Source organism: Spirochaetales bacterium (genome assembly GCA_016930085.1).
Taxonomy (GTDB): domain Bacteria; phylum Spirochaetota; class Spirochaetia; order SZUA-6; family JAFGRV01; genus JAFGHO01.
On sequence record JAFGHO010000069.1, the window covers coordinates 48,850 to 61,251 of the forward strand.

Below are 12,402 nucleotides of genomic sequence, written 5' to 3' on the forward strand. Positions count from 1 at the left end.
TGGTTCGTAACGTTTCATTCAATAGTTTGTTCAGACCGATATGATAGCGTAACAGGATTTCTTTTACAAGTATATTTATTTAAAAAGTCCCTCAAGAACGCCATGGGTTTTTTCAGCAATCGCATTCCAACCGTACTTTTCACTCAATATTTTCCGGCAGGAACAAGAAGCGGGGTTTTTCAGAGAAACGAGTATGTTTTCGTACAGAGCAGCCGCATCCCCTGTTTTAAAATACGAAATTCCGGGAATATCGATCTCCTTATTGGCATTGATATCGCTTACGAGAACATGACAATCATAACTCAATGCTTCGAGAAGCGCGATCGGAAGTCCCTCGTGATATGAAGGCAGCACAAAAAGCCTTGCATGTGAATAAAGCTCACGTAATTTGTCTCCGCCGACATAACCCGGGAGGACACACCCCGCCTTGCGGGCAATATCTTTCAGCCGCCTGCTGTATGCCGTTTCGGGATCGGCATCTCCCGCCACAACACACTGTAATGCCATATTACGGGGCAACCTTCCGAACGCTTCAATAAGGTCATGAAATCCCTTTTCGGGGACAAGTCTTCCCACACCGAGCATATAATGTCCCGGTATAAGTCCGATCGACCGGATAAAGCCGGTCTGTTTCGTCCGATCGAGAATACAGACCCCGTTCGGGACCACCTCGATATCTTTCCGCCCGTATTTTTGCAGCAAACTGTGCTTGATCCCTTTTGAGACGGCGATTATTTTATGTGCGCAGAGGCTGCCGAACATCTCCCCGAGTCTGAGTACTCCCTTGCTTATATTTCCCCATTTCTGTCTGCGGTAATCCTGTCCATGATGGGTGAACACCACCCTGAAGCCTAAAAGACGGGCGAGGGGGACTAAAAGAGCGGGGCCGACAGCGTGAATGTGAACGGCCCTGAAACCGTGAAACCGTGCATACATGACGGCGATAAAGGTATGAACAAATGCTTCCAGCCCCCTGATTTTCAATGCCGGTAAACCGACAAGCCCGACTCCTTTGTACCGGACAACAGGTCCAGGTGTATAAGAGCTTCTTACGGCAAGCGTTATCTTCCAACCATATGACACAAGCCTGGGATATAATTCCCGGCAGTGTGTCTCGATTCCTCCCTGTATATCGGGTATTCCGCGTGTTCCTGTGACAAAGAATTTCACAACGGCTTTTCCTGAACCGGTTCTTCGGGATAATCCTTTCCGTTCTTTTCCCGGTGAGGGACGGGTTCATCGATACATATCGATTTTCCGGCCATCGAGCGAAGCTTGTTCCGTATCACCCATAAAAGCGGATAACGGAAGTATTTTTTCATCACGGGAGACGCCGTCCCGATCATCCAGCATCCCCGCCTGCATGTCCTCACCAGTGCCCTTACTTTTTCCGCCTGTTCGCTTCCCCAGACGTCTCCGAAGGTCACGTTTTGTTTGATATTTCCCATACTCTCGAACCAGTATTGCGGATCGCAGCCGTTGCATGGATATATCTCACCATCCGGATCGAGAAAAAAGTTCACGGTCCCCGCTTCGCAGGGGAGGAGACGTGATTTCCCCTGCACGCATCGGATAAGGCCGCAATTGAAATAGGCCCTGAACCAGCTTTTGACGTTGTTTTCACGTAACAGACGCCCGACCAGTTCCCCGATACAACCGCATACTTTTTCCGGCTCGCGGAACCTGTTGGAGGAGGTGTGAAAATAGAAAGAATTATGAACGACCGCAGTCGCGAACTCCATTTTCATGGCGCGAGATAATTCATAAAGAAGGAGCATCTCCTCGGCGTTCGCGTCGGAGATGGTAATCCCGAACCCGATATCCTTGATACCCATCTTTCTGAGTTCAAGAAGGACCCTCAACCCGCGGTCAAAGCCCCCCTTCCGGCCGCGAAGCCGGTCATTGACTTCGGGAAGCCCCTCGAGACTGATCCGGAACCCCACCTTCGGATATTTCTCTGCAAGGGCGATGGTCCGTTCGACAAACCAGCCGGACGTGGAAATCACGATCCGGTCCGCTTTACGTGAGAGACGCGCGACGAACTCACCGAGATCTTCCCTGACAAAGGGTTCTCCTCCGGTTATATTGACAAATTTCAGGTCGGGGAGTTTCTCGCATATGTCGGGTTTGATTTCCAGTTCCGGTTTTGACGGATGATCGTGTATCCCGCACATCGTGCACTTCATGGGGCAACGGTAGGTGAGGATGACGGCGGCTTCAAGCGGCATCGTTACTTTTTTACTTGTTCCATGTTCACGTTTCGACATATTCCCGCGATATTTCGAAGAATGACACCGTGTTAACGGGTGTTGTTAAAAATCCTGGGGGACCTTGAGACAGACAGGATTTGCGTACTGATAAAAACTGATATCGTAGTAAGCGTTTTCCACGCCCAATATCGTGCTGTCTGCTTCCAGCGTGAAATTGGTGGAATAAACACCGGGCGGCGCCGTCCAGCTGCATGATACCGTATAAGAACCGGCTTTGGTCTTGTAATACACTCCTTTTTCAAGATCAACAAGGGCGGCGGGAATATTGGGGGCGGAACATGTAAATGTCGCATCGGGCTTTTGCCCGTCATACCAGAAAAAAGAGAGATATACATCACCTTCCATGGCACATCCGCCCAATATAAGCAATAATATCGAGAAAATTACCGCACGATACATATTTCTTTTCATCAGCAAATTCCTCATTGGTTTTCCATTATTAATATAATCCTTCTCATATAAAATATCAATAATAAAAGCTCAAAGCCGCGCTCTTTACCGATGTCCGGATCGTACGACCGGAGAAGTGATGACAAATCAGATTAATAAGGGGCTGCGACATTTCACGATCGATGAAAGGCACAGCATATATTTCCCATTGTATTGAATTTACGATAATTTTACGATATAATTAATAACGAGGTAAGAATATCGTGAAGCATTGGTGTGGAATTACGTTTGCGCTGTTATTGTTGGGCGTAACGACACATGTATCCGGCATATCTGTCTACGTCTCGAGCCTGAACTCATCGTATAAATCCTATTCCGACCTGACGCAGGAATCGCATAAACGGAAAACGGATATCATTTCGATCCTTTTTAAAAAGGTACTCACCGATCATTCGACCGGCGATCTCACCTTCAAGGACCTTTCCCTCCTGGAAAAGGAAAAACCTTCTTTTATCAGCAACGAGCCGGTTACCGACAATCTCGACGCCCTTGCCATATGTTTTTTTCATAAAGTCGATTATGTTTTGTACGGAGAGCTGTTTATCGAAAACGATGAAAAGCGGTATATCGCGTCGATCAAAATCTACAGTAAAATCGCCGGGGATACCGTCTTTTCGACCGACATGGTAAAAGACGTCTCAAATGAAGAGGAATTCGTCGACGCGCTCGCCGAGCGGATAACCATAGAGTTCGGCTATAAATATGCCGAAATAAAGACCCGGGAAGAAAAAACGGCACGGGAAAGGGCTGAAAAACTACGGGAGGAAATAGGAGAGCCTGAAATCGCGGAAAAGGAAAAAGAAACGGAAACAGGGGAGGAAGAAGGCAAAGCAACAATAAGCAAAGAAGAAAGCGATCTACTGGCAAAAATCGAAAAATTACTCGATGAAAAGGAATCCGGAAAAGAGGTCAAGGAAGAAGTGGTTGTCAAAGATATTCCGGGCACGGTGAGAACATCGACGGAGAAAATCATGAGTTTCCATATTTCAGCGGGGTATTTCTATACCGTGTTGGGTGAATGGAAAGATGTCGTTTTTCCCTGTGTCTCACTCGAAGAGGGAATAAAATGGAGTCTGCTGCTTGTCAATACGGCTACATTCGATTTTTACCTCAGGCCGGCCATCCTCATCGATTATTCGTTCGCGATTCAGAGTGACGATAACGCCTATCACCGGTATGTCCATTATCACTCCCTCACCGGCAAACTGCTTATTGAAGCCTTTTTTGAATTCGGTGATTTTTTCGGGTTTTTTATCGGCGCAAGCCCCCATTACAAACTCGATATCATCGACTTCAGAACCCATTTCGATACCTTTTATACCGATATACCCTACGCGTTCGGCGTATCTGGAAATCTGGGGTGTGAGTTTGCGCTGAACAGGGAAAAAACATTCAACATGGGGCTGAATGTCGTGACGAACATAACTTTTTTTGATACGTTATATCTGGATATAAAGGCCTATTCCCACATCCTGTTAAAATTCTGAACACCTTTTCAATTGAAATACAAAATAAATGGACGGTGTTCATCTGTACGAATATGTATCTGATAACATTGCATAACGTCCTTCCCGCCTATACTCTTTGCATAGCCGCAATAATACGATATAATGGCCGCACATTATAAAAAGGAGGGGGACAATGGCGCATATAAGGGTTCAGGAAGCCGAAGATATCCTCGACAAGGAAACAAGGGTACTCGACCACGGTTTTGTCAGGCTTGTCGATTATCTGGGTGGGGACGCCCGTATCGTGCAGGCTGCCCGCGTTTCATACGGCAGCGGCACCAAAACGGTACGGGAGGATAAAAAACTCATTAATTATCTTCTCCGCAACGAACATATGAGTCCGTTCGAACAGGTCATTTTCACGTTTCATCTGAAAATGCCTATTTTTGTCGCGCGTCAGTGGGTACGCCATCGTACGGCACGGATGAACGAGATCTCCGGACGATACAGTGTCATGGAGGATGAGTTCTACCTGCCCCGGGAAGAAGACATCCGGTTTCAAAGTCAACACAACAGGCAGGGAAGAAGTGAAGAGGAAGTTCCGTCCGAAATGCAGCAGGAAGTACTTCGGATTCTTAAAAAAACCTGCGAAACCGCATATGACGGATACCGCCGGTGCATCGGGGACAATATTTCACGCGAAATCTCCCGTATCATTCTGCCACTGAGTCTCTATACGCAGATGTACTGGCAGATCGATCTTCGCAACCTGCTTCATTTCATCAAGCTGCGTGCCGATATCCATGCACAGCAGGAAATCCGGCAGTATGCGGACGTGCTGGGTACCATCGTCAAGACCGTAACCCCGGCCGTATGGGAGGCCTTCGATGAATACGAACTCCGTTCGCGGCGCTTTACGCCCTCCCAGCTGAAAAAGATCCATGATGCGCTGAAAGAAACGCATCCCGAATTAATCGCCGAATTGGGCTTGCATCATGACGCTGACCAGACTTCATAATCCGGACCACGGAATTCTCCGGGTCGTCGGCCTTATGTCGGGGTCGGGCTCCAACCTCCGCACAATTCTGGAACATCAGCACACACTGGCCAAAAAGGAAGGAACTTCCCCTTACCGGGTTGTTGCGGTCTTCAGCGACAATTATAAAAGCAATGCACCCGAAATCGGAAGGGATTTCGATCTTCCGGTTATCATACGCGATATACGCTCATATTATCGAAGCAGGGAATTGCCGCGGCGCGACATGACGGTACGCTCGGATTTCGACAGGGAAACGGTGAATGCGCTCTCATGTTTCAGGGCGCAATGTGCGGTGTATGCCGGTTATATGTCAATCGCGACAAACGCTCTCATCTCCGCGTTTATCGGTGTCAATGTGCATCCGGCTGATCTTTCAGTGACGCGAAACGGAAAGCGGCGATGGGTGGGCGATCACGCCGTACTGGATGCTATTATGGCCGGAGAAAAGACAATCTGCTCAACGACGCATCTGATCGAACCGGAAGTCGATGGGGGTAAAATTCTGATGATATCCCGCCCCCTTGACATCGAAATTCCCGACGGGAAATCGCTTTCGGATCCTGAGGCGGCGGCCGGGATCGCGGAAAAAAACCAGACCCGGCTGAAGAAAGAAGGCGACTGGATCATATTCCCCAAAACGATCGAATATATTGCACGCGGTTACTATGCGGTCGACGATAAAGGAAATCTCTTTTTTAAGGAAAAACCCGTTCCGAACGGAATCAGGCTTTGACTAAAACCGCTCCCTTCCGCATCGATCCATGAAAAGCGTTCACCTCTTTATCATCATCGAACGGGTAATGTGACGATCTATCGATTAGCGGATGACGAAAGCCGGAACTATAGAAGCACCGGTGCCCCGCCGAAAAGCCAATGGACGACGGCCATCACCATCCCGGTTCCTCCGATGATATTTCTGTATTGATTGACCAGTACATCCATTTTCTTGACTGTCTCTGATGTCAGGGTCGTGCTTTCCTTGAAGAAATCGGTAACAAGGGCTGCCCCCACCAGAAAAGAAGTCGCAGCGGGCAGCAAATCTCCGATAATGATGATCCCCCACGGCACGATAAGTTTGAATACACCGATAATCAGGGAAGCAATGCCGGCTATGAATTTCACCTCCTTTTTGGCAATCACATCGAGAAATGGTGAAAAAAGAGGTACCTTCTCCTTGATATACGCCGCACTCAGAATGATCCCTCCCAGAAGATTGAAAAAAATAGAAAGAAAATAGAACTGCTCCATCTTGTCTGTCCTTCTAATAGTAAAAATATTTATTACGATCCGCTCTCCCGCACCCCCGGAAAGTACCGGCGGTATTACAGGATGATGTAATCAGCTTATTATAAAAACTCAAAAAAGTCAATGAACAGGAAAAAACGAACGATAAAAAATTATCGTTCATTTGGCGTTATTGAAAGGCGTTCCGAAAGGTTTCCGATTGAAACATCGGCCCATATCCTTTTTTGCACGCTTTTTGAAAAAAAAGAACATGAGATCTCTTTGACACCACCTCCCCTTGCGGGAAGGACGAATGTCTTTGTGCAGGCCCCCCCTTCCTTTTGATAAAATCTGACACGGCATTCACCGCCGTCCGGCGCATCTTCGTGCTTCCCGTTTCCTTCGATTTCAAGTTTGACGAAGACCCTGTCCTTAATCCAGTACGCGCCGAGCCGCATATGACGCCCAAGCATCCTGATTTCCGGTCTGTCGGTCAATCCCGACCATCGAAGAAAGAACAGGACAATGACGATAATCAGAATATCCGCGACAAGGATGACCGTAAAGAAATTTCTTCCGCCGCGCTTCTTCTTTTTCTCAGCACGATCCGGGTCGAGGGAACCAAGCCGTTCTTCCCGGTTATAATGGTAGACAACCTCCTGCGGCACATCCGGCCTGATAACGAGACGTTCTTCGTGGTGCGGTTCCGTTTCCTTACTCATTCCCGATTCCCTTGATTCCCCTGTCCGTCCGCCACCAGATCATCTCCACATGATCGTTGAAACACAATAAACCGGAGATGATACCGCGGTAGGAGAGGGAAATCTGTTTGATGTATAATTCCGAATCGTCATATTCACCGATAATCAGATACCGCGACGAGAGGACATCCCCCTTCCTGTCCATGACAATAAGTTGATAATCACTCGTAACATCGGGTCTGATGAGGTAGAAAAGCTTCCGTTCATTCACCCCGATAAACTCATATGAAGGAAGCGGCATTTCAACTTCCCCGAAACCGCTCTGGTATTTCCGTTTTCCCGCATCGGGTACCTGAATATGATACGAATACTTCTTTTTTTCGATATCATAGGCATAAATCCGCGAAAACCTGTTCTTTATCGTGATTTTGGTCTTTGTCGACTGATCGATTTCTTCCGAAGAATACGAGGCGTGAAGGAAGACGAAATATTCCTTATAATCGGGAATAAGCGAGGTGAGAGATGCAATGTAATTTTTTTCATTCGGAAGATTGATAAGGTCGAATCTTTCCGTAAAAAGCAGCCTCCCCTCCTTTGTAAACCAGAATACGATCCAGGCTTCCGGTATTTTTGAAACGACAACGAGTTCATCATTTTTCGTGACATGAATATCATAGATAAAGGGGAACGGGGTTCCGCCGACTCCATCCTGACCGATAAAATCGATAAGCTCTCCAAGCCGGGTAAAACGAAGAATACGGGAATTGAGGACAATACCGTTTTCCTCATCTTCAATGGCCTGGTCTTCAGGCACCGAATCTTCCACGTAGATGGTATGTTCACTGTCGACCGCGATCACTCCGATATGCTGAAGGCCGAACCGCGCCGCGTACCTGTTGGTCACCTTTCCTTCGATATCTTCGGTTTGAAGTATCACGGGCTGCGGATTGATGGCGGGATCGGGATTATAAAGAATGAAAAGCAGATCCCCGTAAGAAGTGAACTGCATGATTTTCGAAGAGTTCGTATTGGCAATATAGAACATTCCGTCTCTCATGTAAAAATCGTTTTTTGCATTGGAAAATCCGCCATTTAGCTGAAAAAGATCGATCTGATCCTCGAGTTTCCCCAGATAAATGGTAAAAAGCGTTTCTTTATAAAGGCGTTCGGGCTGTTCCATCGGGCACCCCGCTAAAAAAAGGACCAGCCACAAAACGATTCCAAAAGGTTTGAAATATTTTTTCATGTATTCTCTTTCCCGATGATGATAGTAATGTAACCCGATTGTATGATAAATGAAATCTTCGTGCAAGTACCACATGATAAACTTGACGAGTTTCACGAAAGAATGTACATTAGCGGTATGCTCGATAAAATTCTCGCAATCCTGTTCGGATCAAAACAAAAAAAGGATTTACAGCAGCTTATTCCGCTCGTCAAAAAAATAAATTCCTATGAACCGGCCATGATGAAACTTTCCGCAGAAAAGTTCCTGGAAAAAACGGCCGAATTCAAGGGAAGGCTCGCAAAAGGCGATAGCCTCGACGCGATACTTCCCGAAGCATACGCTCTGGCCAGAGAAGCTGCATACAGAATCCTTGGTGAACGGCTCTTCGATGTACAGCTGATGGGGAGTATCATTCTCCACCAGGGTAAAATCATGGAAATGAAAACGGGAGAAGGCAAGACCCTTTCCTCAGTTCCTGCCGCCTATCTCAATGCGCTTACCGGTAACGGCGTGCATATTGTGACCGTGAATGATTATCTTGCAAAAAGGGATTCCGAATGGATGGGTCCCGTCTACAAATATCTCGGCGTTTCGGTCGGGGTTATTCTTTCACAAATGGATATCGAGGTCCGTAAGGAGGAATACTCAAGGGATATCACTTACGGAACGAACAACGAGCTTGGCTTTGATTACCTTCGCGACAATCTGAAATGGGACTCGCGGGGAAAAACCCAGAGGGGACACAATTATTGTATTGTCGATGAAATCGATTCGATTCTCATCGACGAAGCCCGGACGCCGCTTATTATCTCAGGGCCCGCGGAAGACGATACCCGGCATTATTTCGAAGTCAACAAGCTGATCGCATCTCTTACCGAATGCGAAAAGGACACGGAGACCGGCGATTATCCGGAGAATCCGGTGGGTGATTACAAGTTGAATGAAAAAAACAAGCACGTCACCTTTACCTCTGAAGGGATGAATACAATAGAAAAACTTCTTCTCGGAAGGGGACTCATCAAGGGGTCGTTGTTTTCGAGCGATAATTTCGAATATATCCATTATTTTACCCAGTCCATGAAGGCCCACAAGCTGTTCAGGAAGGACGTCGATTATATCGTCAAGGACAACAAAGTCCAGATCGTCGACGAGTTTACCGGCCGTGTGCTTCATGGAAGACGATATTCAGACGGTCTTCATCAGGCGATCGAGGCAAAAGAACATATCAAAATCGAACAGCGGAACAGGACCCTTGCCACGATTACCTTCCAGAATTACTTTCGTATGTACAACAAGATTTCTGGTATGACTGGTACCGCCGATACGGAGGCAAAAGAGTTTTCGAAGATTTACAACCTCGATGTCGTGGTCGTTCCGACAAACAGGCCTCTGGTGCGCGATGACGACGACGATATCATCTTCCTCACCGAAGACGATAAATTCGACTCCATATGCGGTGATATCGAAGAGCGGAACAAAGCCGGCCAGCCTATTCTCGTGGGAACCGTCTCGATCGAAAAATCGGAAAAACTCTCCGCCCTCCTCACCCGCCGGGGCATCCGGCACGAGGTCCTGAACGCGAAGAACCACGCACGTGAAGCGGTGATCATATCGGAAGCGGGCGCAAAAGGATCGGTGACCATCGCCACCAACATGGCCGGCCGCGGTACGGACATTAAACTGGGCGGAAATCCGGAATTCAGGACGCGCAAACGCATCGGTACCGACGCATCGGAAGATGATTTCAAACTGGCCTACGAAGACGAATACGAAAAATGGAAACGGTATTACGAAGAAGTCAAGGATCTCGGCGGACTCTACGTGCTGGGTACCGAACGGCACGAATCGAGGCGTATCGACAACCAGCTTCGCGGACGTTCCGGCCGGCAGGGTGATCCCGGCGCGTCCAGGTTTTATATATCGCTCGACGATACCCTGATGCGGCTTTTCGGCGGAGAAAATCTGAAATCCCTGATGTCGTCAATCGGCATGAAAGAGGGTGAACCGATACAGCACCCGTGGATAAATAAATCGATCGAAAAAGCGCAAACAAGGGTCGAAGACCGGAATTTCGATATCAGAAAACATCTTCTCGAATACGACGATGTGCTGAATGAACAGCGTAAATACATCTACGGCAGGAGGGACGAGATTTTGGAAGACGATGAGTTGATCAAGCGGGTCATCAATTCCACAGAGGACCTCCTGGAAGACCTCATCGACGAATATAATAAAAGCGACGCGGACAAGAACGCGGCGCTGACAAGCCTTCTCGAGGGACTGAAAAACAATTTCTTTTATGAGCCGACCGCCGGATTTGAAGCATTGAAGGCGATGAGTCCGGAAGCATTGACATCGTTTCTTTCGAACGAATTGAAAGAGGTGCTTTACCGGAAGGAAAACGATCTGGGGAAAGCCAACCTCAATCTCTTTATCCGTTATGAATATCTTCGTCACATCGACAACAAATGGCAGGACCACCTCGAGATGCTCGATGCATTGAAAGAAGCGGTGTACCTCAGACATTACAGCCAGAAAAACCCCCTCCTCGAATACAAACTCGAGGGCTTCAATATTTTCGACGAGATGCTCATGAACATCCGTTACGCGATCGCGAGGAAGCTCTTCAAGGTCCATATCCATCCCGAATCCGGAACCAGTTACGTGCTCGAGCGGACATCTCCCGGAAGCGCCACGCACAGGATTCTCGGGCAGTTCGGCAGTTCGCTGGTATCGGCTAACCGAGGCGGAGAACGGAAAGAGGCCCGTCCGCAGCGGGTTCAGGTCGTCCGTCAACATCAAAAAGTAGGCCGGAACGAACCGTGTCCGTGCGGTAGCGGAAAAAAATACAAACATTGCTGCGGCGGGACATAACCCCTCCCCGTCACCGGCCGCACGCCTTTCCGCTTGCCCGTTCACCCGATTAGCAGTACATTAATAGTGTGTGTATCAAAAACAACCGGATAAAGAGAAAACGCCGCACACGGGATAAGACGGAAACGTATACTGTTGGTGACGATACGCGTCCGGGAATCCCCGGCATCAGGTCAAGCGGGAAAGGAGCATGGCATGAATAACACGGTGGGAGTTTTCATAGCGACAATGATCCTCGGACTCGTATTCTCCTGCACAGCGCCTGAAGAAACCGGGGACGGGGAAAAAGGTTTTGTAACAGACGCGGCCTATACCGCTTCTGACGGCCTTGCGGACGACAATGTCCACGATGCCTATTATGCGGGGGGAGAATATTACGCGGCCACCAACGGCGGCATTTCGATAAGTACGGACAACGGGGAAACCTGGAACACGACGACAACGCCCGACATACCGCACGACCAGGTCTACTGCATCCTTTTGGACGGCGGGACCGTCTACGCGGGAACGTTCGCCGGCCTTGCCGTGGGCGCGAACAAGGGTGAAACATGGACCACGTATATCGCCGGCTTCTCAGTCAAGGATATCATGATAGACGGCGGCGTCCTCTATGCGGCGACCGGAAGCGGACTCGTTGTCGCCGATACCGGTGACCTTTCGAATCCGGACTTATACACGACAGACGTCGGCCTGGCGGACAACAACGTCAATTCGATCTTTCTTACCGGTACGACCCTCTATCTGGGGACCGAAGGCGGTTTGAGTATCACCAATACGAATTTCACCTCATGGATGACATATGACATCGATGACGGGCTTCTGGAAGACGGCGTCGATACGGTTGTCGCCTCCGGCGAGGTGATCATCTGCGGCGTCAATTATGCCGTCAACATATCGGCCAACAACGGAACGGACTGGGCGATCGACTATTCGACGGGCGGCGGGGCGGTCACCGGAACGGTCATCGACGGGACGAAGGTCTATATCGCCAAATACGGCGGCCCGCTTTTTATAACAGATAATCTCGGTGCGGACTGGACCGGTTACGATATTCCCGGAAGTCCCTTATTCGGCTACAACATGAACGCGGTGTTTGTCGATTCGCCGCGTATCCTCATATGCCACACCGGGGGACTCATCCGGGGGCATATCGAAGAATAACCCCGGG

General features: G+C 48.6%; 11 protein-coding genes. 5 read left to right on the forward strand and 6 right to left on the reverse strand.

Annotated elements, in window-relative coordinates; all coding sequences use genetic code 11:
* Positions 1 to 75: 75 nt before the first annotated feature.
* The 3 genes from JW881_12380 to JW881_12390 are packed head-to-tail and all read right to left on the reverse strand — an operon-like array spanning position 76 to position 2,681.
* Complete coding sequence (locus tag JW881_12380) at positions 76 to 1,170, reverse strand: glycosyltransferase family 4 protein (protein ID MBN1698302.1); 1,095 nt, start codon at positions 1,168 to 1,170, stop codon at positions 76 to 78.
* A complete protein-coding gene (locus JW881_12385) occupies positions 1,167 to 2,267 on the reverse strand; it encodes a radical SAM protein (protein ID MBN1698303.1) in 1,101 nt (366 codons plus the stop codon). The genes JW881_12380 and JW881_12385 overlap by 4 nt, the downstream gene beginning before the upstream one ends.
* Before the next feature lie 45 nt (positions 2,268 to 2,312).
* Positions 2,313 to 2,681 (reverse strand): hypothetical protein, encoded by a 369-nt coding sequence (locus tag JW881_12390; GenBank protein ID MBN1698304.1) that lies wholly within the window; start codon positions 2,679 to 2,681, stop codon positions 2,313 to 2,315.
* Between the two features lie 242 nt (positions 2,682 to 2,923).
* Between JW881_12390 and JW881_12395 the strand changes: the two genes are divergently transcribed.
* From JW881_12395 to JW881_12405, 3 genes are all read left to right on the forward strand, one after another.
* A complete protein-coding gene (locus tag JW881_12395; GenBank protein ID MBN1698305.1) occupies positions 2,924 to 4,207 on the forward strand; it encodes a hypothetical protein in 1,284 nt (427 codons plus the stop codon).
* 154 nt (positions 4,208 to 4,361) lie between these two features.
* Positions 4,362 to 5,186, forward strand: coding sequence for an FAD-dependent thymidylate synthase (locus tag JW881_12400; protein MBN1698306.1), 825 nt, complete (start codon positions 4,362 to 4,364; stop codon positions 5,184 to 5,186).
* On the forward strand, positions 5,164 to 5,940 hold the full coding sequence (locus JW881_12405) for a hypothetical protein (protein MBN1698307.1): 777 nt from the start codon (positions 5,164 to 5,166) through the stop codon (positions 5,938 to 5,940). Before JW881_12400 ends, JW881_12405 begins: the two co-directional genes overlap by 23 nt.
* A gap of 107 nt (positions 5,941 to 6,047) precedes the next feature.
* On the opposite strand, the gene JW881_12410 is transcribed toward JW881_12405, so the two are convergent.
* The 3 genes from JW881_12410 to JW881_12420 all read right to left on the reverse strand — a co-directional run bounded on the left by JW881_12410 (position 6,048) and on the right by JW881_12420 (position 8,378).
* A complete protein-coding gene (locus JW881_12410) occupies positions 6,048 to 6,455 on the reverse strand; it encodes a hypothetical protein (GenBank protein MBN1698308.1) in 408 nt (135 codons plus the stop codon).
* Between the two features lie 149 nt (positions 6,456 to 6,604).
* Complete coding sequence (locus JW881_12415) at positions 6,605 to 7,153, reverse strand: hypothetical protein (GenBank protein MBN1698309.1); 549 nt, start codon at positions 7,151 to 7,153, stop codon at positions 6,605 to 6,607.
* Positions 7,146 to 8,378 carry a hypothetical protein gene (locus JW881_12420; protein MBN1698310.1) on the reverse strand — a complete coding sequence of 411 codons (1,233 nt, stop codon included), beginning with the start codon at positions 8,376 to 8,378 and terminating at the stop codon, positions 7,146 to 7,148. The genes JW881_12415 and JW881_12420 overlap by 8 nt, the downstream gene beginning before the upstream one ends.
* 117 nt (positions 8,379 to 8,495) lie before the next feature.
* On the opposite strand from JW881_12420, the gene secA reads away from it, so the two are divergent.
* Positions 8,496 to 11,234, forward strand: coding sequence for a preprotein translocase subunit SecA (gene secA, locus JW881_12425; protein MBN1698311.1), 2,739 nt, complete (start codon positions 8,496 to 8,498; stop codon positions 11,232 to 11,234).
* 195 nt (positions 11,235 to 11,429) lie between these two features.
* Positions 11,430 to 12,395: a hypothetical protein gene (locus JW881_12430; GenBank protein ID MBN1698312.1), complete on the forward strand. Its 966-nt coding sequence runs from the start codon at positions 11,430 to 11,432 to the stop codon at positions 12,393 to 12,395.
* Positions 12,396 to 12,402: the final 7 nt, after the last annotated feature.